Here is a 21,115-nt window from a genome sequence, read left to right as displayed (position 1 = left end):
GCAGCGACCACACGAAGTGAGGGAGCGTGGGGGCTCCGTCACCCCGGCAACGCCGCCTTCGGCCGGTCGCCGCGCGCGTCGCGGCCCGGCCGCAGTTGGCCGGCGAGCGCCACCAGGCCATCGGCCATGCGCCGGTAGCCTTCGCCCGCGCCCATCAGGAAACGGGCGTCGAAGAGGGTCGACAGCAGCTCCAGGTGGTCGACCGTCCGGTCGACATGCCGGACCTTCGGGCCCAGGTTCTCCAGCGCCGCGCGGTAGGCCGCGAGCACGTCGTTCAGCGCCGCCTCGCCGGCCGTGTCCGGTGCCGCGAAGCTGCCGTCGCGCAGCCGTTCGACCAGCACCGCCTCCGGGCTCATGACCACGTCCCAAGGATCGCCGCTCGCGGCACAGAGACGCGACACGGCCTGACCGCATTGCCGGGCCAGGGCCACGCCGGCCGACATCTCATCGGCCTCGTCCCAGCCGTAGAGCGCCACCCGCAGCGCCAGGCCGTGCAAGGCGTCGCAGGGCCTGAAGCCGTCGTCGCCCGCCACCCCCTGCGCCTGCGCGTAGGCCTGCAGACCGGCGCCGGCCGCCTCGGCCATCGCGTCCCGCCACTCGGCTCGCTGGGCCGCGCTGGCGTCGAGGCGCAGCAGCCGCTGCGCGAACACCACGGCCCGGCGCTGGTGGGCGCCGGCCAGCAGGGCGAAGCGGTCGGCGTTGAGGGTTGCCACCGGTCCGGAATGCAAGAGGCCCGCGTTCGACACCAGCTTGTCCAGCGACAGCAGCCGTTCGATGCCGTGTTCGATCAGCGACAGGCCCTCGGGGCCGGACCGCGGGCTGCGCTGCTTGCCGCCTTGCCGATCGGCGCGGATCCGGTGGATGTCCTGCTCGGCGCGCGCCGCACCGAGCTCGATCTCGACCGCGGCCAGCTGCTCGATGTCGCGGATCGGCACCCGGCCCTGCGGGTCGACCGACTGGATCGCGGCCAGCAGCGCCTGCTGCGCCTGCTCGAGGCAGCCGAGGTCGCGCCAGGTGGCGCCGAGCGCGGACTGCAGCGCCGGCAGCCGCAGCCAGGCCGGCGGGCAGCGCTTGTCGCGCGCCTCCTCGATGGCCCTGATGCGGGCCTGCCGGTCGCTCTCGAGCGCGCGGTCGGGCCGGCGCGAGGCCTCCACCCGTGCGCGGGCCAGCTCGTCGAGCATCTCGTCGAGCGAGACGAAGGCGCTGCCGTCCTTCGACGCGCCGGCGGCGCCGTCGGCGTCGGTCTCGGCCCGCCAGAGCGGGTCGCCGTAGGCCTGGAAGGCACCCCAGGTCACGTTGTCGGATCGGGCGGCCCAGAGCGCCTGCCGTGCCTCGAAGACGGCATCGCCGAAGGGCCGCCGGTCCTGCAGCAGGGCCTGGTAGAAGACCTCGCCGAACTGCTGCGCCAGCTGGTCGTCGACCGCCCAGCCGGCCACCACCACGCAGCGCACACCGATGTCCATCAGCTCGCGCGCCACGCTGGCGGCCAGCTTGTTGCCGTCGCGCACCGTGGGCCCGGCCGGAGCGCCGGCGTCGATCTGCCCGAGGTGGCAGCAGTTGAGGAACACCAGCTCCGGCACCGATTCCATGGCCGCGATCTCGGCCGCGGTGATCAGCAGGCCGCCCGAGAGCACCACGCCGCTGCGGCGCAGGCCGTCGGCGTGCAGCTGGTCGAAGACCCCGTGGGCCGACACGTGCAGGATCCGGTAGGGCTTGCGGTAGAGCTTGGCCAGCACGTCGGCGGCCAGGTTGTGGTCCCCGATCGCGCGGCTGACGTCGTAGCCCATGTTGGCGAAGAGCGCGGCGATCGCGGTCGCCTCGACCTCGGCGCCGGCGAGCGCGTCCGGGTCCCTGCGCTCGGGGTTGGCCGGGTCGGGAAAGGCCGCGCCGAAGCCCTGCACCGAGGGGTTGCCGATCACATAGGCGTTGTGCGCCAGGCTCTGGCGCACGTCGCGCCGGAAGGCGGTCGAGGAGAGCTGCCGCACCACCGGCGTGCACAGCGCCAGCGGCAGCAGCGGGCCGTCGCTGCGGGCCTCGGGCGTGAACAGCGGATCGGTCAGCATCAGCTCCCACGGCAGGTTCGCGGTGGCGCCGTCGACCACCAGCACGATGCGCTGCAACTGCCGCGCGGCGTCCTTGAACTCCGGCGGCACGATCAGCTGGAACAGCATGCGGCCGAAGTCGGAGTTCCAGCGGGTCTGGCTGATCTGCTGGCGCACCAGGGTCTCGATCAGGCTCGGCTGGCGCTGTTGCACCACGGTCTCGGCCCGCGCCCGCTGGCCGACGTAGAGGAAGCGCAGCCGGTTGGCGAGCCGGGTCGCGCCCTCGGGCCGCGCGCCGCCGGGCGGGTCGTCGGCGTCGGTCACGATCAGCCGCGGCCAGTAGCTGGCGCCGCGGATGTCGAACAGGCGCTGGCGCAGTCCGATGCCCTGCACCAGCTCGGCGCTGCAGGCGAGCAGCGTGTCCTTGGCGGCGGCCGTGGCCGCGAGCCGCGGCGCCAGCTGCCGCAGTTCGTAGACCGCGGTGATCGCTGTGTCCAGGTAGAGCTCGACGATGTCGAGCCGCGCCACGCGCACCGACAGCCCGGTGGTTCGCTTGAACTTCTCGTTGGCATCGATGACGCCGCGCACCAGCGCCTCGACCGAGGCCGCGATCGTCAGGTTGGCCGAGGAGTTGTAGCCCAGCAGCAGCGTCGCCAGCGGCACCTCGCGGTCCTCGCGGCCCATCACGTCGACCACCTGCAGCAGGTAGCGCAGCACGCCCGCGCGCACCGCGAGCATCAGCGAGTCCTGGCTCAGGCTGCCCTCGTAGCGGCCGAGGCCGGTGACCACCGCGCCGGTGAGCACGCCGCGCCGGCGGTCCAGCGCGCTCGGCGCGCGCAGTACGACGGCGGCGGTGCCCAGCGGCCCGGCGTAGAGGTCGAGTGCCTTGCGCTGGGCCAGCTGGCCGTCCATCAGCTCGGTGTCGATCAGGGCCTCGGTGCCGGCCATCGAGTCGTTCTCGTAGTGGCCGACCAGGATCGGGCAGGCCAGGAAGCGCAGGTCCATGGCCTTCAGGCGAACCTCGAGCCGCAGCCTGGCGCGCGGCTTCATGTCGCTGCCGGGCGTGCCGCCGACCACCGCCGCCGCCAGGTGGATGTCGTCGATCGCGTCCGGTGGCCCCGGGTCGTAGCTGCGAGGGCGTTCGGGGCCGGCTGCGCGCGTGGCCGGCGGATGGCGATCGAGCCGGGCGGTGGTGCCGCCGACCAGCAGCTCGCCGAGGGCCGCGAAGCCGTCGGCGGTCGACAGCAGGTCGCCATGCACCGCCGGCAGGTAGTAGAAGCTGCCGATGTTGCCGATGCGTCCCGAATCCCAGGTCACGGTGCCGTCGCCGCGGGTGGTCGACACCATGCGCAGGCGCCGGCTGCCGCCGCGGTCCTCGAGCCGCAGGCCGCAGGGCGTGTCGGGCGCGATGCCGAAGACGTAGATGGCCTTGGCCTGGTAGTCGGCGGGCAGGCTCGGCACCGCGCCGGTGCCGGCCTTGGCGTCTTCGGTCCACAGCCAGCCGGCCGAGGCCAGCGTGTCGGCATCGGGCTGGCCACAGCGCCGGTCGCCGAACCAGAGGTCGGTGTTGAGGGCCTTGAGCTTCTTCCAGGCCTCGGCGTCCCAGTACTGCTGGGGCTCGCCGCCTTCGGGCTGGCCCTGGAAGGTGTCGACGAAGCCCGGGCTCGGCAGCAGCTGCAGCGCGCCGCGGAAGCCGGCCACGATGTCCAGCACGTCCTGCATGTCGTGGCGGAAGTCGAGCCGCGCCAGCGCGCGCAGCGCATTGCCCTTGCCCAGCAGGTTCTCGACCATCGAATGCGATCCCTGGTGCGGCGTGCCGGCCATCACCAGGCGCGCGCCGTCGCGCCGCATCAGGGTGTCCATGACGTCGCGGCGGCGATAGATGCAGGCCCGAACCACCAGCCCGCCCATGCTGTGCGCGAGCAGGCGTACCGGCTGCGCGGTCTGCTTCAGCAGCAGCTCGAGGAAGGCGCCGAGCCGTTCGCCCAGCACATCGAGGGGCTGGCGCCAGTCGTAGGGAAAGGGCAGCACCCGATGGCTGTCCGCCAGGTGCTCGCAGATGTCGCCATAGGTCCTGCCGAACAGTTCGCCGGCCGTGACCCGCTCGGCGCCGAAGGCGATGCTCCGCAGCGCGCCGGCGGCCAGCAAGAGCGGATCGAGCCAGACCCGCTTGCCGTCGGCATCGAGGCAGGTGCCCATGATGCCCGGCAGCACCACCACCACCGGCCGGTCCGCGACGGCGATGCCGCGCGACTTGCCGATGCCTGCCGCATCGAGGCTGCTGAAGCCGGCCGGGATCGCCCGGAAGGCGTCGAGCGTTTCGGGCTGGTCTTCCACCAGCCAGTCGCGCAGCGCGCTGCGGGTCTCGAGGTTGCTGAAGTAGTTGAAGTGCGAGACGTCGGCGGCGCGGTCGAACAGCACCCGGGCCCGGGTTTTCGCGGCCACGCCGGCCAGCATGGCGGCGGTGTCGACCACCAGGTCGTTGTCGGTGTTCTCGAACAGCAGGAAGTCGGTCAGCAGCACGCCCATGCGCATCAGCAGGTTGCCGCCCTGGATGTCGCCGGCGACCAGCGCCATGCGGATGCCGGGCTGCACCGCCGCGTCGCGCAGCAGCGCGGCCATCGGCGAGTCGGGCAGCATCGCCTCGAGGCCCGGCACCAGGTGCGGGTTGGTGCGGTTCTTCGCGATCTCGATCACCACCCGCTTGAACGCGGAGTACAGCGGGTTGCCGAACAAGTAGGGCACGCGGCCGATCAGCGTCAGCAGGCCTGACAGGAAGACGTCGAAGTTGCCGCTCGCGAGCCGGGTGCCCTGCGCCGGGCTGGCGACGCGCACATAGCGCTCGACCACCAGCGACTTGTCGCGCAGCAGGGCGAACAGCGCGCGCAACTGGTCGCGATGCTCGGCATGCGCGCGGTCCAGCTCCTTGCGCACTGCGGTCTCGCGGCCCTGGGCGTCGCCGACGCCCGGGAAGGCGAAGCTGTAGCTCTCGATGTGCCGGTCGATGTCCTGCAGGCACAGCAGGTCGCCGACCAGGCCGCCGCGCGAATGGGTCACGAGGCTGACGCGGGCGCCGCGCGGCAGGGCGGCGGCGAGTTGCAGCGCGTTCTCGATCGGGCTCTCCGACAGCGTGCGGTGCTCGAAGCCGTAGATGCCGCCCGGGAATCGGCTCTCGAGCCGGGCCCAGAGCCCGCGATCGCTGCGCTGCAGGTCGCCGAAGCTGCCCAGCGTGCTGGAACCGGTGCCGTGGATGAAGACCAGTGCCGGTCGGGGTGTGCCGTCGGCATCGACCATCCGCGCGGTGTCGTCCGCGACACCGCCTTCGAGCGTGCCGCCGCCGTCCTCCCAGCGGTAGAGATGCCCGGCCGGGCGAGCGAGCCGCTCCTCGATCGCCCACATCAGGGCCTTGGTGCCCAGCCAGCTGACGCCGATGCCGTCGAGGCCCGCGGGCTTGTCCTTGCCTTTGGCGGGCATGAGCTCGGCCAGCCGGGCCTGCGCCGCGTCGATCAACGGGTCCCGGCCCACGGCCAGCGCGATCACCTGGCTGACCAGGTTGCCGGCGATGCCGGTGAACACGCCGCGCTCCAGCACCGCGCCCTCGGCGTTCAGGCGGTCGAAGAGGATGCGGCCTGCGGCATCGACCAGGTCCGGCCGGTTGCGCAGCAGTGCTGCCTTCAGGCCCGCGGGGCTGGTGATGAGCGTGCCGCCGTCGGCCAGCTCGATCACCAGCACCTGGTCGCCATCGGTTTCGAGTTCGGCGCTGGCGCCTTCGGGCAGGCCGCGCACCCCGCCGGCGAGGTCGATGCCGGCCTTGGCTTCGAGCAGGCCCGGCGGCAGGAAGGGATCGGGCGTGCGGTCGGCGCCGACGGAGCGATTCGCGGTGGTCGATCGCAGCAAGGAAGGGACCTCGGGCTGGTCGCTCCTGCGTCCGGTGATCTGCAGCACGATCGCTTCGGCCATGGCGTTGCCTCAGCTGAAGATCGCGCGTCCCGTGGATTCGCTGCGGCCCTGGATCTGCGGCTTCTGCGGATAGCGCGTGGAGGGGAGGTCGTCGGCCAGCGCCTTGTGCCACTGGGCATAGCTGGCGCCCGCGGGCAGCGTCCGTAGGGCCTTCAATGCGTAGAAGGTGAAGGCGCCGTTCGGGCGATTCTGGAAGCTGGCGTCGTAGCTGAAGTGGCCTTCGCCTTCCTCGCAGCCGGCCAGCAGCACGTCGCCGACGTCATCTTCCGGTTCCGTCGCGAAGGCCGAGGAGGCGCCGTGCCTGCCCTTCTTCGGCACCGCCGCGCCCTGCGGCCCCGCGGTGGCCAGGCGCGCCTCGGGCATCCAGGTGCGCATCGGCATGAAGCGCGGCATCCGGCCGGCCTCCTGGTCGCCGCTGTCCGGCGGCGCCCGGTTCACGGTGCCCGAGTGGCAGCTGTCGGAGATCAGCACCAGGTGAACGCCGTCTTGGCGGCTCTTGAAGATGGCATGGATCTCGTCGTCGGTCAGCGCGGCGCCGATAGCCCGGATGTCGTGCGGACACAGGGCCTCATCGAGGCCGTCGGCCTCTTCGCCGTCGGTGTCGTACTGGTAGGTGCCGTGGCCCGAATAGGTGATGACCACGACGTCGTCGCCGGCGGCCTGTCCGATCACGCGCCGGAATCCCGCGATCATGCCGGCCTTGGTGGCCTGCTCGTCGAGCAGCTTGCTGACGCTGAAGCCGCGTGCCGACAGTTCGGCGGCCCAGTCGTTGGCATCGTTGACGCAGCCCGCCAGGTCCATGTCGGTGCCGGGATAGTTGTTGATGCCGATGCACAGGGCGAGCTTGGTCATGCGCAGTCTCCGGTCGTCTCCAGGCATTGGACACGCCGCGGCGGCGCAAATCGTCCGCCAAACGAGGTATGGCGCACGCTAGGCCCTGGCTTGTCTACTCGCAGAGCCGCTGGATCTCGGGCGGGATCGGCACTGCACGGATGCCTCCGCCCTCGCGCTTCGCCGCGAAGATGCGCACCTCCTCGCATTCGAGGATCAGGTCCTCGCCGCGTGTCACCCGGTAGGTTTGCACGAAGCTCTTCTCGCGCCACTCGGGGATCGAGACTGCGATCTGCAAGGTGTCGCCATAGCTCGCGCTCTTGACGAAGCGCGTGTGCGTGTCGACCAGGGGCGTGCCGATGACACCGAGGGTCTTGGTGGTCTCTTCCCAGCGCGGCACGCCGCGCTCGGCGAAGAAGTGGCGCGAGGCGGCGTCGATCCAGCGGAAGAAATTCGGGAACCAGACGATGCCGGCGGGGTCGCAGTCGCCGAATTCGACGCGGACCGTGTGAATGACTTCAATGCTCATATCGATGATTGTGCAAAAGGTGCGGCCACTGTCACGACGGCTCAGTCCGCCTGGATGTTGCGGTCCTTGATGAGTTGGCTGAACACGACGGCTTCCTTGTGCGCCACCGACTTGAAGGCCTCGGGCGTCATCGGCGTTGCCTCGCCGCCGAGTTCGCGGAAGCGGTTGCGCACGGCTTCGTTGGCCAGCGCCTTGTTGACTGCCGCGTTCAGTCGAAGCCGTACTTCCGGGGGCGTGGCAGCCGGTGCGAACAGGCCGAACCAGGTGTCGTAGTCCATATTCCTGTAGCCGCGCTCGGCCAGCGTGGGTACCTCGGGGAACAGCGGTGAACGCTGGCCGCTGGCCACCGCCAGCATCTTGAGCTTGCCGGCGCGCACGTTCGCGAACGAGATGCCGGGATCGAAGAAGAAATCGATCTGGTTCGCCAGCAGGTCCTGCAGCGCCGGCGCGGCACCGCGGTAGGGCACGTGCACGGCGTAGATGCCGGCGCTCTGCTTGAAGAGTTCACCCACCAGGTGCGGCGTGCTGCCGGAGCCGGCGGAGCCGAAGGACAGCTTGCCTGGGTTGGCCTTGGCGTAGCGCACGAAGGCATCGACGTCGTTGGCGGCCAGCCCCGGCCGGGTCGTGAGGAAGAGCTGGATGCGGCCGGTGGCGGCGACCGGTGCCAGGTCCTTGTCGGGATCGAAGGGCATCTTGCGGAACAGGAAGGGATTGACCGATTCGATGCCGGTGCTGGTCAGCGCCAGCGTGTAGCCGTCGGCGGGCGACTTGGCCACCGCATCGGCGGCCACGTTGCCGTTGGCGCCGGCACGGCTCTCGACCACCACCGGCTGGCCGAGCGTTTCCGACATCAGCGGAGCGACCGTGCGCGCCATGATGTCGGCCACGCCCCCGGGTGGAAAGCCGACCAGGATCTTCACCGGCTTGCTCGGCCAGGACTGCGCCAGCGCAGCGGCTGGCGCGGCCAGCGCAAGGGCCAGGAAGGCGCAGGCAGGCAGGATGCGGCGCCGGAAGCGGGGTTCGTTTTCTTTCATGGGGAGTCTCCTGTTTGTAGATTTCTGATCAGAGGCCGGCCTGTCCGGCGTCCGGTCGCGTTCAGGTGCGATGGCCCGCCGCGGACTGCGGCGGCCGCTTCATCCAGCGGATCGGCTGCGCCTTGACCGGGCGCGGCGGCGCACCGTGGCGCACCAGCGCGGCATCGAGCGCGTGGCCTGCCTCGTCGGCCAGCGCGGCCTCGCGCGCCGCGGCGATCGCCGCAGCGCGCGCTGAAGGCGAGCCATCGGGCAGCGGTGCCGTCGCCAGGTGGTCGATCACGTGCAGCAGGTTGTTCTTGCCGCGCTCGTTGGTGCTGCCGTAGCCCTTGATGAGGCGGCCGCACAGCGCGATCTCGTGGCCCAGGCGCCAGTCGGTGCGGGTGCCGGCGACCACGGCATCGAGCCAGCGGCCGATCAGCGCCTGCTCCTCGGCGAAGCGGTTGCCGCGCTTGCGCAGCCAGCGCAGCGAGGCCAGCAGGCGCAGCGCGGCCATGCCGAACACCGAATGGCTGCCGACCTTGAGCGGCATCGCCCAGGGCGTCTTGCGGCGCCGGTCCCAGGCGGTCACGCGATGGGCCAGCGAGGCCGGCAGCAGTGCCGCGAACTCGGGCGCACCGGGCTTGAAGTGGTCGTAGACCTTGACGATGTCGTCTTCCGTGGCCTTGACCTCGCCGCGCACGCGCTGCGCCCGGCTGGCGCGGCTCTTGAGCTCGGCCACGCGCACGATGTCGTCGAAGGCCATCCACAGCGCGAGCCAGCGTGCCATCTCGCGCGTGACCGCGAAGCCGTGGGCGCCCGCCGGGTCGGCCGCGCGCTCGGCGGCCAGCACCTGGGCCAGGCGCTGCACGTAGAGCGCGGCGTAGCCGGCGTCCTGGTAGTCGAGCACGCGCGCATGGCCGAGCGCGAGCAGCTCGTGCACCGGCGCGGGAAACTGCGCGGCCACGGCCGGCGGCAGCGGCTGCGGCCGCGCGTCGTCGTTGGCCGTCGTGGCCAACAGGCGCGAGACCAGGGCGGCCTGCTCGCGCGGCGTGTTCACGGTGTCGAAGGCCTTCGCGAAGCCACGCAGGCTGGCGGCGGCCATCCGGCTCGGCTTCTGCGCGGCGTCGCCGCCGCGCACCGCGCGCTCGTAGGCCGCGCGCGGAAAGGGGAACAGCGCGCTGCCCGCGATCGCGCCGAGCATCACGGCGCTGACCACCGTGCCGGCCTCGCGCGCCACCGCGCCCATGTCGAACACGTGGTGCTCGCGGCTGAACGCCTTCACCACATCGAGCAGGCGTGCGGCGTCGGCGCGGCCGTCGCCGGGCTGCATGCGCTCGGCGGTGGTCAGGGTGCGCGACGAGGAGGTGATGACGACGGTGCGCTCGGGCGTGCTCATGCCGTTGCCGATCTGGCGCGTGGTCTCGAGCAGTTCGGAGGACACGAGGGCGTCCAGCGCGCCCGGCACCGGGCTCAGGCTGAACACGGGTTGGCGGCCGCCGAGTTCGGCCAGCGGCACCGGGAAGACCTCGACGTAGTAGGTGGTGGCGCCGGTGCGCTGCGCGACCCCGGGGATCGAGGTGCTCTGCGCCGCATAGCCGGCGTGGCGCGCGGTGTCGACCACCCATTCGGTCAGCACGCCGCCGCCTTCGCCGCCGAGCGCGCAGATCAGCAGGGTGATGGGGCGTTGTTGGTTCGTGTTCATCGTCGTCATGCCGGTTGCAATGCGCGCACGATGGCCCCGCGCAGGCCATGCAGCAGGCGCTCGTGCCACTTCGGGTTCTGCACCACCTCGGCGCGGTAGAAGCTCGGGCACAGCGTGGCGGCATGCGCGTTGGCGCCGCACAGGCCGCAACCGACGCAGCCGTCGATCACGACCGCCACCGGGTCGACCTTGAGCGGATCGGGGTTGTCCTTGATCGTCAGCGTCGGGCAGCCCGAGAGCCGGATGCAGGCGTGGTCGCCGTTGCAGACATCCTCGTCGACGCCGTACTTCACGCGCACCACGCGCTCGCCCCGCTTCAGCAGGCCGGCGATCCAGGGCTTGATGCGGCGTTGCCGTTCGAGCTGGCATTCCCCCTCGGCGATGATCACCTTGAGGCCGTTGAAGTCGCTCGTGAAGGCGTCGTTGAGCGTCTTGCGCATCTTGTCGACGTCGTAGGTGTGGACCGTGCGCAGCCACTGCACGCCCAGGCCCTTCAGCGTGGCTTCGATGGTCTGGTTCTTGTCGACCAGGCTCTGTTGCTTGTCGACCGCACGCTCCTTGATGTCGTCGTCGGGCGTCGAGATGATGTCCTGCGTGCCGGTGGCCGAGGTGTAGCCGTTCTTGAAGATCAGCAGCACCGCGTCGTCGCCGTTGAAGAGCGCGCTCTGCACGCCGGTGAGCAGGCCGTTGTGCCAGAAGCCGCCGTCGCCCATAATCGACAGGGCGCGCCGCTGCATCATCGGCGACACGCCGGCGCGGCTGGCCAGGCTCATGCCGTAGCCGAGGATCGAGTGCCCCATCGAGAAGGGCTCGAAGGTGCCGAAGGCATGGCAGCCGATGTCGGCCGCGATGTGCACCGGGCCGCTGTCCTGCTGCGCCAGCTTGAGCGCCGCGAACACCGGCCGCTCGGGGCAGCCGATGCAGAAGCTCGGCGGCCGGCTGGGCAGCGGGGCGTCGAGCTTCGTCGCCACGGCGGCGCGGCGGTCGTTGTTGCCGGCCAGCCAGGACCTGGCCGAGTCGTGCGCATGGTCGGGCAGGTAGCGCTGCGCGAACTGGGCGAGGCCGGTGGCCAGTACCTCGACACCGTACTCGCCCGCGGCCGGCAGCATGTCGCAGCCGTGCAGCGGCGTCTGGATGTCGCGCCGGCGCAGCAGGGTCGCGATCTCCTGCTCGATGTACTCGGGTTGCCCTTCTTCCACCACCAGCACCGCGCGTTTGCCGATGCAGAATTCCGCGACCTCGTCGGGCACCAGCGGATAGGCGACGTTGAGCACCAGCAGCGGGATGTCGGTGGCACCGAAGGCATCCGCCAGGCCCAACTGCTGCAGGCTGCGGATGAGCGCGTTGTAGAGGCCGCCCTGCACCACGATGCCGAGGTCGGCATGGGTGCCGGGGATCAGCTCGTTGAGCTTGTGTTCCGCGATGTAGCGGCGCGCGGCCGGCAGCCGCTCCTCGCCCTTGAGCTTCTCGTGCCGGAAGGTGACGGGCGGGTGCGCGAGCCGCATGTAGTCGAAGCCGGCCGGCTCCTCGATCAGCGCCCGGGTCGAGACCGGCGGCGGCAGGTTGTCCTTGCATTCGAAGCTGCCGCGGATGTGGCAGGTTCGAATGCGCAGCTCCATCATGCAGGGCATGTTGGAGGTCTCGGAGAGCCGGAAGCCGTGCTCGACCATGTTCACCATCACCCCGAGGTCGGGCCGCGGGTCGAGCAGGCACATGCTGGACTTGAGCGCGTAGGCGTGCGTGCGCTCCTGGATCACCGAAGCGCCTTCGCCGTAGTCCTCGCCGACCACGATCAGCACGCCGCCCTTGACGCCCGGCGACGACAGGTTGGACAGCGCGTCGGCCGCCACGTTGGTGCCGACGATCGACTTCCAGGTCACGGCGCCGCGCAGCGGATAGTGGATCGAGGCGCCGAGCATCGCCGCCGCCGATGCCTCGTTGGAGCAGGCCTCGACGTGCACGCCGAGCTCGTCCATGTAGGGCTTGGCCTGCACCATGACGTCGAGCAGGTGCGAGACCGGCGCGCCCTGGTAGCCGCCGACGTAGGCCACGCCGGACTGCAGCAGTCCCTTGGTGATCGCGAGGATGCCCTCGCCGTGAAAGGTGTCGCCGGCACCGAGGCGCAGCGCCTCGATTTCCTTGCTGAATGAGACTTCCAAGAGACGGGTTCCTATTTGCCGGGGGGCGGGGTGATGGCGCCGGGAAAGCGCGCGATGTAGTAGGCGAGGGTGTCGAGGTCGGCGACGGGAATGCCGCTCAGCGCGGCGCCCATGGCTTGCGTGTAGCCCGGGCGCTTGCCCGAGCTGAATTCGCGCAGCGTCAGCTGCAGGTAGTCCTCCCGTTGCTGTGCGAGGCGCGGCACCTGCTGGCCGCCGCTGAAGTCCGCGCCATGGCAGTTCACGCAGCGATGCGCCTGCGCCAGCGACTGGCCGCGCAGCATGCGCGCCGCATCGCTCGGCGTGGCCGGCGGCGCGGCCGGCACCGCCGGCAGCGTGGCGATGAAGTCCGAGAAGCCGCGCAGGTCGGTGTCGTTCAAGGTCTTGGCGACGGCGGACATGGCTTCATTGGCGCGCCGGCCCTCGCGGAACAGAAAGAGCTGCGTGATCGCGTAGAACGAATGCTGCCCCGCCAGGGCCGGCGTGCCCGGCAGGTCGCTGCGTCCGTTGGCGCCGTGGCAGGCCGCGCACAGCGCCGCGAAGCGCAGGCCGTAGTCGCCCGGGGCGCCCGGCTTGCCGCCCTGGGCAGCGGCGGGCAGCGCCGCGAGCCAGAACAGGGTGGTCGCAACGGTGATCGCGTGTCTTGCCGCTCTCTTCATCGGCCGCCGTAGCTGATGCGGTAGATGGCGCCGGCGTGGTCGTCGCTCACCAGCATCGAACCGTCCTTGAGCACCAGGAAGTCGACCGGCCGGCCCAGGTAGGCGTTGTTCTCGACGAAGCCGGTCATGAAGGGTTCGACCCGGGCGCCGCCCTTGCCGTCGGGCCAGGCGACCGCGATGTCGGCGTACTTGAGGGTGCGGTTCCAGGGGCCGTGGCGGGCGATGAACATCGCGCCCTGGTACTTGGGCGGGAACATCTTGCCGCGGTAGAAGGTCAGGCCGAGCGAGCCGGCATGCGGTCCGAGCAGCGCGGCCGGCTTGGCGTAGTCGTCGCAGTTCTTGCCCCAGCCTGTCGATGAGGGTCTTCGGGTCATGCTTGCCCTTCTCGGGGATCGCATAGACCTTGTTGCCGACGAACAGCGTGCTCACGAACACATTGCCCTTGGCGCCCTGGCGCAGTGCCCGCGCGTCGAGCACGCCCGAGGCCCAGGTCTCGACCTTTGAAGCCCGGCGGCAGCTTGAATCTGGCCGTCGGCAGCTGATCGGCCGCGGTCGGGATCGGGAAGGCCGGCACCGGCGCCATGCGGGCCGCGGCGTCCGTCTTCGGCCGGCCCTTGGCCCAACCGGGTTCCTCGGCCGGTGGTTGCTGGGCCCAGGCGGCGGTCGTCGCAAAGCACAGCACGGCGAGCGCCGCGCATCGACGGATCGGGGTCATCTTGTGTCTCCTTCTTGTGGGGTGGCCCGGGGCCGCCCGAAGTGTGCGGGCGCGTAGCTCCGGCTTCAATAAAATAATCGAACTAAGTAACATGAATGCCATGCATATCGATGCCATCGACCTGAACCTGCTGCGGCTGTTCGACGCGGTCTACCGGGCGCGCAGCGTGAGCCGGGCGGCCGAGTCGCTGGGCCTCACGCAGCCTGCCGCCAGCCACGGCCTGGGCCGGCTGCGCCTGCTGCTGAAAGACGCGCTGTTCACGCGGGCGCCGGGGGGCGTCGCGCCGACGCCGCGCGCCGACCGGCTGGCGGCCGCGGTGCAGTCGGCACTGGGCACGCTGGAGGAAGCGCTCAACGAGCCCGATCGCTTCGAGCCGGCCGCCTCGCGCAAGGTTTTCCGCATCCACATGAGCGACATCGGGGAGGGGCGCTTCCTGCCGCCGCTGATGGCGCGGCTGGGCGACATCGCGCCCGGTGTTCGGCTCGAGACCCAGCCGCTGCAGCCGGCGGACATTGCGCCTGCGCTCGACAACGGCCGCATCGACTTCGCCTTCGGATTCCTGCCGAAGGTCGGCGACACCCAGCGCGCGGCGCTGCTGAAGGATCGGTACATCGTGCTGCTGCGCAAGGGCCATCCGTTCACGCGCGGGCGGCGCAACAGCCAGGCGCTGCTGGAGGCGCTGCAGACCCTCGAGTACGTCGCCGTGCGCACGCATGCCGAGACGCTGCGCATCCTGCAGTTGATGAATCTCGAAGACCGCGTGCGCCTCACGGCGGAGCATTTCATGGTGCTGCCGGCCATCGTGCGGGCGACCGACCTCGCGGTCGTGATGCCGCGCAACATCGCGCGCGGCTTCGCGCAAGAGGGCGGCTATACGCTCGTCGAGCCGGCCTTTCCGCTGCGCGACTTCACCGTGTCGCTGCACTGGAGCAAGCGTTTCGAGGCGGACCCGGCGAACCGGTGGCTGCGGCAGGTGATCCGGGAGTTGTTCGAGGAGCGGTGAGGGGGCCGGGCGGTGCCGGTTCTGATTCGATGGTCACTGTAGATTGCTATCCGTTGGCACCACCTCGAATTCAAACGCCAGTGGCTGCCAGTCTTCTACCCACACGATCATCGAGTGAGGACCAATCGGATCGCCCGGCGCAGTGACCATTGCTCCATAGATAAAGCCGTCGAGCACGTTGAGCGTTAGGTCGCAGGAATGAGAGCGGCCGTCCCCTGAACTACCCGCACGGTCCCGAAGAAAAATTTTCCTGGGGGCCTCGGGCCCGGTGATGCGTGCGAGCACTCGTACTTTTCCGCTTCCCTTGTTCATGCGAACAGCGAAACCTTAGAGCAGATTGTTCGCCAAAGGCACGACATGAGACTGTTCGAAACGCAATGGAATGCCCTTGCTGTCCTTGGGCAACTTGCGAAAAACCCCAAATGTTGCCTCTGTCGGACACGTGCTGTCCTGCACCGGGGCCAAGGCACAAGCCTGCATCACCGACGCATTCGCCGCGTCGACTGCCGAGGCGGAAGCAGGCTCTTGTGAGACTTGCGCCAACGACGCAGTCGCGGCAATGAAGGACCCGACGCACAACGCAATAGCAGTTCGAAAGTTCTTCATTGCTCGCAGTAAGTTGTAAGTCGCTGGCCTTTGGCATTCTGACGAGCCAGAGTATCAATAATTTTCACCATTGATTTGAAGGTCGATTCTTGCGCGACTCGAGCAGCTTCAAATCGTTTCGGGTCTGGCACCTAGTCACCTTCGGAGAGCGGCCCAGCCCTGTTTTGCACTTTTGCATATGCGCCAGTCGCAAGTCGTCCTGTCGATGGAAGGGTCAGGGTTCGCCACGCGGAGGTGAAGTGACTCGAGCCTCACGCCACAAGCGAACAAGCTCAGCGGGATCGGGTGAGGTTTCATAGCGTGCGACACCTTCTGGGAAAACAAACCACGGGAGCGCGCTGCGTACGAACTGGTGGGCAATGGGTGTGAAGTCTTTGGCCAGCTGTAGCGTGCCTGGCCGGAGAATCGCAAGCTTTGGCCGATTGACTGGCTCAGACCACAGGCGAACTTCACATGCCGGACACACCTTGTTCTTTCGTTCTCGCCTGTCACCGGCGACTGATGAAACCAACAGAGGCGTGCCTTCCAGCAATTCAAGTGATTCGCGATGGACCCACATGGACAGAAGCAGTGCACCTCCTGAGCGGCGCTGGCAGTCCGTGCAATGGCAAGCATAGAACGTGAGTGGCTCGGCGGTCAGTTGGAACTTGATCTGGCCGCACAGACAGCTGCCTAGGTAAGGTGGCGACATGGCGACCCGGTCTATGTGTGAAACCAAGTCGTTCTATGCGGCGCGCCGACGCCGCGTATCACGCCTCTCGCCTGGGGAACAGGCTCGCATGCGGCTGGACCAAGCCCTTGATGCATCTGCGTTTTCCCTCCATGGGCATTCAGCCGATGACGCCAGTGGCAGTGACGTGAAAACCGGCGCTCCTTAGGCGTGCGGCACTGCTTGGCCATGAGGCGCGACTCTGTCACAAGCCGCGTTGCGGGTCGGCCATGGGTGACCACTCCTGCGCCGCATCCTGCCACAGGAACTGCCACGACCAAATGGCTCACTCCTGACCCACACATTGCCGCGGCTGAAATCTCCTCAAATTTGTGGAGCCGACCGATTTCCGCTTCATCGCTGATTCCATGATGGCTGTCGGCAGGATAGAGGGGGCTTTTGGAAGGCATCCAAATTCTCAATGAGTTGCAACACTTCGGGTTGACTCGGAGGCTCGAGAGAAATTTTCATGAGTTTTGCTTGTGCACCCCAGGGGGCGCCAGGCTTTTTCGATGCCGAAACCACGTATCTGTCCAAATGGGGCGATAGATGGAGGTCTGCCGCTTTTGGCTGGATTCTGTGGCCCAAGCAAGGCTGCGACGACTTCACGCACCGTCGACCATCGGGGCATGACAGGCGACGCACAGTTTGTTCCCGTCCGGGTCGCGAAAGTACGCGCCGTAGTAGTTGTCGTGGTATTGGGGGCGCAGGCCTGGCGGGCCCTCACGGGTGCCGCCATTCTCCAACGCAATTTGGTATGACGCTCGGACGGCCTCCCTGGAGGCCGCGGCGAAGGCAACCATTTGCCCATTTCCGGGGTGATGCGGCTGTCCGTCATGGGGCTTGCAGATGACGAAGAAGGGGCGTGCCCCACCTGCACTGTGCCAGCCAGCCCATGGCCTTTCTCGCTCGCAGAAGCGCAGCTCGACACCGAGACTGTCCATCACTGCGCCGTAGAAGCGCAGGGCGCGCTCGAAATCGCTGACGCTTACAAAAACATGGGAGAACACACGTGGGCTCCTCGGGTCGTTGGAAGACGGCTTCGACCGTCCGGTTTTGGCCGACTGTAGCCTGTCACCCTCCGCGTGAATCTAGAGCGAAGCACTTGGGAAGCTTTGAGCCACCCAACGAGCGAATTCATCTACGGACCCTACGGAAACAGACTGCTCGAGTCCCGGCCGATTGTTGGTGTAGCGAACGTCAGTGTGCACGCGCAGCAGTCGAACAGCTGCTCTCCTAGGTGCACACCCAGGCGGCGAGCCATGCGGTGCCAAAATCTGTTCCACTTGAGGAATCTGCTTCCCCCATACGAGGTCGCACCATGAGAAACGCCTCCGCCGACCATGACCAGCTGGAGCGACTTGCTCGCCGTCGCGCTAGCGCCAAGATGGGCTGGTACATCCATGCGTTCGTGTACGTTCTGGTGAACCTGCTCCTCATTCTGCTGGCTACCTCGCGCGGGCAGAACTGGTATGTGTATCCGCTCCTCGGCTGGGGCCTGGGCCTCCTGATACACGGCGCGGTGGTATTCCTTGTCGCGCCTGGCGGTGGCCTCTACGAGCGGGTGCTTGAGCGCGAGCGCAAATCGCTGCGGGGCGGTGACCGTCGGTGACCCGACCCGCGAGCGGCCGGTTTTGGCCGAGGCCGCGTGGAAACGCCTTTGGCACATCAGTATGCCGAACACGCGAGGCGGCGACACGCTTCATGTTAAAACCAAACTCGACCTCCCTGTGTTCGCATGCGGCAAGGGACAGTGGTCACATGACGTAGTAGAAGTTGTCCCCAGCCAGAATGAGTGCCGCAGATTTCCTCCTCGCTCCAGAAGTCCAGAAGTTGCTGAAGGTCGTTTTCGCAGCACCGACCCGCAAGTTTTCCGTCGCGGAGCTCGCCAAGAAGGCCAAGTTGGATGCCGGCGATGTTGAGCGGACACAGGAGCATCTCATCAAGAGCGGCATCCTGACCAGGCACAAGTCGGAGGCCGACGAACCTGGGACGGTCGAGGCGAACATGTCATTCGTTTTCTACAACGAGCTTCGGTCTATCGCTCTCAAGTCGTTCGCTGCCGCGGAACCCCTCCGTACGATGCTGCGTTCAAAGTTCAAGGATTCTGTTCTTCGTGCCTACATCCTCGGAGAAGGCAAGGAGGCCACGATTGAACTGCTTGTGGTGCACGGCCAGCAGGTCCCTGATGAAGTGGCAATGTCAGCGGCTTGCCGGAAGGTCTCGGCAGCTATTGGCCGGCACCTCCAGGTCCACGTCATTTCCAGCAAGCGTCACGCCGCCCTCGCCATGCGCGACGACCTTGGCCGGAAACTGGCTGCTCCCACTGCGTTCGAAATCATTGCAGAAGGTGAAACCAAGGCGAGGCGTGGCGTTGAGCGGGGAGGCTTCCTGCAGAGTGCCAAAGAGAAGCTGGTGGCCCTGGCCAGGTAGCAACGGTCTCATTGGGGGGTGTTCGCACCAGCGACCCGAACGGGCCCGGAGTGGAAGTTCGTGACGCTGAAAGCCGGCGCTCAGGCGGGTGGATCTCGTGCTCTGCGCCGCCTTGCAGATCGGTTCGCTTAAGCCTATAAAGGGCCACATTGCCTGAGGAGGCTGTATGCCTGATGACCTGAGCAATTTCCAGCCACTGGATCCAGGTCGGATCCTTGAGGAAGATTCCCTAGAGTTGCAGTACTGGTGCAAGGAGCTTCGATGCACTGAGGCGAAGCTGCGGGATACCATTTCCAAGGTCGGCAATCACGTGGCCGCGGTGCGCGAACATCTCGCGTCACGCGAGTGATTTTGCCGACGGGTCCAGTGTAGCTACCGAATCCCTCGGCAAAGGCGAACACTTGAGCCTCTGTCGGCTCGTCCTTTTGGGCTTGGCGGTGAAGGTATTCGAGGAGTTTCTCGACCTTCTCAATGCTCTCGTCCGTCCAGTCCAACCTGCCCTTTGGTCGCGTCGTTCGGCGATCAGAATCGGCGGTTGTAGGAGAACATCATTCCGGCCGTGCCCAGCAACGAGACCTGCAGCGCGTCCTTGGGCGTCAATCGGTATCCGAGGGCCGGCACGACGATAGGCGAGTACCCATTGTGATTGAACGGAACCTTGTCTTCGTAGGGTTCCACATAGCCGTACATGAGGCCGCCCACCAGCTTGGCATAGAGACTCGGCACATCGAACAGGTTGTTCCATACATAGCCGACGTACACGGTGCCCGACTTCTGCCCAAAGGAATTGCTGAAATAGGCGCCGCCCCACAACCAGCCGTCGGCGCGCTGGCGCTCCAGTCCGATCAGCCATGCGGGCTTGTGTTTCGGGTCGCTGCTGAAGTGGTACGCATAGGGCGAAAGAGTGAGTTCCCATGCGGAATCGGTCGGGATCGGGTTCGATTCTTCTGCGCGGATGGCCTGCGCGTCCAACAGGCCTAGGAGGCAAATTACAAGGCTCGCTCCGCGGGTGGTCGGTGAAAATTTCATCTGAAGCTTTTCGTTGAGTGTTGTTCTCTGGACACGATGGAAGTCGCGCAAAGCGACGCCCGCCCGCCGCCGTGGACAACTCTCGCGCCGATGTCAAACCCGCGGGGCAGGCTCCACTTTTCGAAGCCAGTTCGGCGTTCAGATAACCGGGGCCACCTCTCTACGGATTGTTGACGCATCTGAAGTTGGCGTGCACGCGCTTCGGTGTGGTTCAGGTGACGTTGTTGCGAGGGCGCCGCGAAGTTCGTTCTCGCCCCACCGACCCTCGTTCTTGGCGAGGCATCGGCCTTGAGCCAGAAGGGAATCTTCTGTCCGACCAGCGTGCCCTTGTTCCACGGCTCGCGATGACACGTCGAAATTGCTTCCAAGATGAGCTCCGGTAAGAGGATGGAGACCCAGTCTGCGCCGGCGACGGGCATGACGGGTCGCACTGGCCTCCCTTCTTCGGGTAGGGGCCAAAGCGGACTTCAGGGCCTCGTCGTGCCCATCCCATCGGACAACGCCAGGACATACAAAACATATACATTTAATATATAATTCGTAAACGTTTTGTATAGAGGTCACTGATGGGTATCGTAAAGATTTCGGACCTGATGCACGAGAACCTGCGAGTGGCGGGGAACGCCCTTAGCAGGTCTATCAATGCACAGGCAGAGCATTGGATGCGAGTCGGCATGCTGACCGAGATGCACCCGGAGTTGGACCACCGAGAAATTTGCCAACTGCTGATACGGGCTGAACTCGCGGGGGGCCTGGACATCGCCGGGGCTGTCACGGCCCAACTTGGCAAGCCGCGCGCATCCTCCACTGGAAAACACTAGTGGCTCGCGGCACTTCCATCAAGTCCGCCGAGGACATCAGAATGGCGCGGCGGGCCGGCGGGCTTGCCGCAGAGGTTCTCGGCATGGTCGAGCCCTACGTGGTGCCGGGGGTGAGCACGGAGACGCTCGACCGAATCTGCCACGAGCACATCGTGAATATCCAGGGCGCCATTCCAGCCAACGTGGGGTATCTCGGGTATCCGAAGACCATCCTCACCTCCGTCAACCAGGTGGTTTGTCACGGCATCCCCTCGTCCGACAAGATTCTGAAGAAGGGCGACATCATCAACATCGATGTCGCCGTCATCAAGGATGGCTGGTTCGGCGACACCAGCCGCATGTACTTCGTCGGAGCCCCCAGTGTGGTGGCTCGGCGCCTGGTGGAGACGACGTACGAAGCAATGCTGGCTGGAATCCGGCAGGTCAAGCCTGGAGCGACTCTCGGCGATATTGGCCATGCCATTCAGTCGGTCGCTCACCGGGAGCACTTCAGCGTGGTGCGCGAATACTGCGGGCACGGGATTGGTCAGGTCTACCACGAAGAACTGCAAGTGCTGCACTACGGGCGGCGCGGGGAAGGGCTCACGTTGGAACCAGGGATGGTTTTCACCATCGAACCGATGCTCAACGCAGGCAAACGCGAAACCAGGCAACTGGCCGACGGGTGGACAGTCGTGACAAAGGACAGGTCTCTGTCCGCCCAGTGGGAACACATGGTCGCTGTGACACCCGAGGGATATGAAGTGCTTACGGCTTGGCCAGGAGGAACAGGTGCCTACTCGCCGATTTGACGCTCAGTTCGAGCGAGGCTTGGCCTTGGACAACTGCATCGATGCGGCACCCCGGCCCTGGCCTCTGTGCAGGTGTTGCGGCTGAAATTAACTGAACTTGCACTGCGATCTTCGAT

At 67.3% G+C, this 21,115-nt stretch carries 19 protein-coding genes; 6 read left to right on the top strand and 13 right to left on the bottom strand.

All coding sequences use genetic code 11. From position 1 onward, the window contains the following. Positions 1-38: 38 nt before the first annotated feature. The 9 genes from AC1DYK_RS10605 to AC1DYK_RS10565 all read right to left on the bottom strand — a co-directional run bounded on the left by AC1DYK_RS10605 (position 39) and on the right by AC1DYK_RS10565 (position 13,607). Positions 39-6,002, bottom strand: a complete 5,964-nt coding sequence (locus AC1DYK_RS10605; protein WP_478166249.1) for a CHAT domain-containing protein — start codon at positions 6,000-6,002, stop codon at positions 39-41. Between the two features lie 9 nt (positions 6,003-6,011). Then, the gene (locus tag AC1DYK_RS10600; protein WP_478166248.1) at positions 6,012-6,854 is read right to left on the bottom strand and encodes a caspase family protein; all 843 of its coding nucleotides are present in this window, start codon (positions 6,852-6,854) and stop codon (positions 6,012-6,014) included. 94 nt (positions 6,855-6,948) lie between these two features. Continuing rightward, on the bottom strand, positions 6,949-7,362 hold the full coding sequence (locus AC1DYK_RS10595) for an acyl-CoA thioesterase (protein ID WP_478166247.1): 414 nt from the start codon (positions 7,360-7,362) through the stop codon (positions 6,949-6,951). 41 nt (positions 7,363-7,403) lie between these two features. Beyond that, positions 7,404-8,396 carry a tripartite tricarboxylate transporter substrate binding protein gene (locus tag AC1DYK_RS10590; RefSeq protein WP_478166246.1) on the bottom strand — a complete coding sequence of 331 codons (993 nt, stop codon included), beginning with the start codon at positions 8,394-8,396 and terminating at the stop codon, positions 7,404-7,406. A 61-nt stretch (positions 8,397-8,457) separates the two neighbouring features. Beyond that, a complete protein-coding gene (locus tag AC1DYK_RS10585) occupies positions 8,458-10,077 on the bottom strand; it encodes an indolepyruvate oxidoreductase subunit beta family protein (protein ID WP_478166245.1) in 1,620 nt (539 codons plus the stop codon). 5 nt (positions 10,078-10,082) lie between these two features. Then, the gene (locus tag AC1DYK_RS10580) at positions 10,083-12,236 is read right to left on the bottom strand and encodes a thiamine pyrophosphate-dependent enzyme (RefSeq protein WP_478166244.1); all 2,154 of its coding nucleotides are present in this window, start codon (positions 12,234-12,236) and stop codon (positions 10,083-10,085) included. A gap of 11 nt (positions 12,237-12,247) precedes the next feature. Then, positions 12,248-12,892 (bottom strand): c-type cytochrome, encoded by a 645-nt coding sequence (locus tag AC1DYK_RS10575; protein ID WP_478166243.1) that lies wholly within the window; start codon positions 12,890-12,892, stop codon positions 12,248-12,250. Then, a complete protein-coding gene (locus AC1DYK_RS10570) occupies positions 12,889-13,266 on the bottom strand; it encodes a PQQ-dependent sugar dehydrogenase (RefSeq protein WP_478166242.1) in 378 nt (125 codons plus the stop codon). The genes AC1DYK_RS10575 and AC1DYK_RS10570 overlap by 4 nt, the downstream gene beginning before the upstream one ends. Next, entirely contained in the window at positions 13,263-13,607 is a 345-nt protein-coding gene (locus AC1DYK_RS10565) for a hypothetical protein (protein WP_478166241.1), read from the bottom strand. Before AC1DYK_RS10565 ends, AC1DYK_RS10570 begins: the two co-directional genes overlap by 4 nt. A gap of 91 nt (positions 13,608-13,698) precedes the next feature. Between AC1DYK_RS10565 and AC1DYK_RS10560 the strand changes: the two genes are divergently transcribed. Further along, positions 13,699-14,610 carry a LysR family transcriptional regulator gene (locus AC1DYK_RS10560; protein ID WP_478157886.1) on the top strand — a complete coding sequence of 304 codons (912 nt, stop codon included), beginning with the start codon at positions 13,699-13,701 and terminating at the stop codon, positions 14,608-14,610. Between the two features lie 33 nt (positions 14,611-14,643). On the opposite strand, the gene AC1DYK_RS10555 is transcribed toward AC1DYK_RS10560, so the two are convergent. From AC1DYK_RS10555 to AC1DYK_RS10545, 3 genes are all read right to left on the bottom strand, one after another. Further along, positions 14,644-14,922: a hypothetical protein gene (locus tag AC1DYK_RS10555; RefSeq protein WP_478166240.1), complete on the bottom strand. Its 279-nt coding sequence runs from the start codon at positions 14,920-14,922 to the stop codon at positions 14,644-14,646. 508 nt (positions 14,923-15,430) lie between these two features. Then, on the bottom strand, positions 15,431-15,907 hold the full coding sequence (locus tag AC1DYK_RS10550; RefSeq protein WP_478166239.1) for a GFA family protein: 477 nt from the start codon (positions 15,905-15,907) through the stop codon (positions 15,431-15,433). A 623-nt stretch (positions 15,908-16,530) separates the two neighbouring features. Continuing rightward, the gene (locus tag AC1DYK_RS10545) at positions 16,531-16,935 is read right to left on the bottom strand and encodes a VOC family protein (protein ID WP_478166238.1); all 405 of its coding nucleotides are present in this window, start codon (positions 16,933-16,935) and stop codon (positions 16,531-16,533) included. A 311-nt stretch (positions 16,936-17,246) separates the two neighbouring features. Here AC1DYK_RS10545 and AC1DYK_RS10540 point away from each other — a divergent pair, with 311 nt between their 5' ends. From AC1DYK_RS10540 to AC1DYK_RS10530, 3 genes are all read left to right on the top strand, one after another. Continuing rightward, on the top strand, positions 17,247-17,537 hold the full coding sequence (locus tag AC1DYK_RS10540) for a 2TM domain-containing protein (RefSeq protein WP_478166237.1): 291 nt from the start codon (positions 17,247-17,249) through the stop codon (positions 17,535-17,537). Between the two features lie 179 nt (positions 17,538-17,716). Next, positions 17,717-18,358: a hypothetical protein gene (locus tag AC1DYK_RS10535; protein ID WP_478166236.1), complete on the top strand. Its 642-nt coding sequence runs from the start codon at positions 17,717-17,719 to the stop codon at positions 18,356-18,358. A 166-nt stretch (positions 18,359-18,524) separates the two neighbouring features. Beyond that, complete coding sequence (locus tag AC1DYK_RS10530) at positions 18,525-18,707, top strand: DUF3606 domain-containing protein (RefSeq protein WP_478166235.1); 183 nt, start codon at positions 18,525-18,527, stop codon at positions 18,705-18,707. Positions 18,708-18,880: 173 nt separating this feature from the next. Here AC1DYK_RS10530 and AC1DYK_RS10525 read toward each other — a convergent pair whose 3' ends face one another. Further along, positions 18,881-19,387 (bottom strand): hypothetical protein, encoded by a 507-nt coding sequence (locus AC1DYK_RS10525; RefSeq protein ID WP_478166234.1) that lies wholly within the window; start codon positions 19,385-19,387, stop codon positions 18,881-18,883. A 566-nt stretch (positions 19,388-19,953) separates the two neighbouring features. Between AC1DYK_RS10525 and AC1DYK_RS10520 the strand changes: the two genes are divergently transcribed. Together AC1DYK_RS10520 and map are read left to right on the top strand one after the other, a co-directional pair. Further along, positions 19,954-20,208 carry a ParD-like family protein gene (locus AC1DYK_RS10520; RefSeq protein ID WP_286664393.1) on the top strand — a complete coding sequence of 85 codons (255 nt, stop codon included), beginning with the start codon at positions 19,954-19,956 and terminating at the stop codon, positions 20,206-20,208. Continuing rightward, complete coding sequence (gene map / locus AC1DYK_RS10515; protein ID WP_478166233.1) at positions 20,208-20,999, top strand: type I methionyl aminopeptidase; 792 nt, start codon at positions 20,208-20,210, stop codon at positions 20,997-20,999. Before AC1DYK_RS10520 ends, map begins: the two co-directional genes overlap by 1 nt. Positions 21,000-21,115: the final 116 nt, after the last annotated feature.

The sequence above is a fragment of the Variovorax sp. P2_H12 genome, from assembly GCF_056403395.1.
This window is presented reverse-complemented; position numbering and strand designations above follow the sequence as displayed.

Bases quoted from the DNA above. Each gene is read 5' to 3' on its own strand.
- AC1DYK_RS10595 (WP_478166247.1), bottom strand. From the start codon at position 7,362: ATGAGCATTGAAGTCATTCACACGGTCCGCGTCGAATTCGGCGACTGC.
- AC1DYK_RS10525 (WP_478166234.1), bottom strand. From the start codon at position 19,387: ATGAAATTTTCACCGACCACCCGCGGAGCGAGCCTTGTAATTTGCCTC.
- AC1DYK_RS10570 (WP_478166242.1), bottom strand. From the start codon at position 13,266: ATGACCCGAAGACCCTCATCGACAGGCTGGGGCAAGAACTGCGACGAC.
- AC1DYK_RS10550 (WP_478166239.1), bottom strand. From the start codon at position 15,907: ATGTCGCCACCTTACCTAGGCAGCTGTCTGTGCGGCCAGATCAAGTTC.
- AC1DYK_RS10520 (WP_286664393.1), top strand. From the start codon at position 19,954: ATGGGTATCGTAAAGATTTCGGACCTGATGCACGAGAACCTGCGAGTG.
- AC1DYK_RS10540 (WP_478166237.1), top strand. From the start codon at position 17,247: ATGAGAAACGCCTCCGCCGACCATGACCAGCTGGAGCGACTTGCTCGC.
- AC1DYK_RS10555 (WP_478166240.1), bottom strand. From the start codon at position 14,922: ATGAACAAGGGAAGCGGAAAAGTACGAGTGCTCGCACGCATCACCGGG.
- AC1DYK_RS10535 (WP_478166236.1), top strand. From the start codon at position 17,717: ATGAGTGCCGCAGATTTCCTCCTCGCTCCAGAAGTCCAGAAGTTGCTG.
- AC1DYK_RS10560 (WP_478157886.1), top strand. From the start codon at position 13,699: ATGAATGCCATGCATATCGATGCCATCGACCTGAACCTGCTGCGGCTG.
- AC1DYK_RS10590 (WP_478166246.1), bottom strand. From the start codon at position 8,396: ATGAAAGAAAACGAACCCCGCTTCCGGCGCCGCATCCTGCCTGCCTGC.
- AC1DYK_RS10530 (WP_478166235.1), top strand. From the start codon at position 18,525: ATGCCTGATGACCTGAGCAATTTCCAGCCACTGGATCCAGGTCGGATC.
- AC1DYK_RS10575 (WP_478166243.1), bottom strand. From the start codon at position 12,892: ATGAAGAGAGCGGCAAGACACGCGATCACCGTTGCGACCACCCTGTTC.
- AC1DYK_RS10605 (WP_478166249.1), bottom strand. From the start codon at position 6,002: ATGGCCGAAGCGATCGTGCTGCAGATCACCGGACGCAGGAGCGACCAG.
- AC1DYK_RS10565 (WP_478166241.1), bottom strand. From the start codon at position 13,607: ATGACCCCGATCCGTCGATGCGCGGCGCTCGCCGTGCTGTGCTTTGCG.
- AC1DYK_RS10600 (WP_478166248.1), bottom strand. From the start codon at position 6,854: ATGACCAAGCTCGCCCTGTGCATCGGCATCAACAACTATCCCGGCACC.
- AC1DYK_RS10585 (WP_478166245.1), bottom strand. From the start codon at position 10,077: ATGAACACGAACCAACAACGCCCCATCACCCTGCTGATCTGCGCGCTC.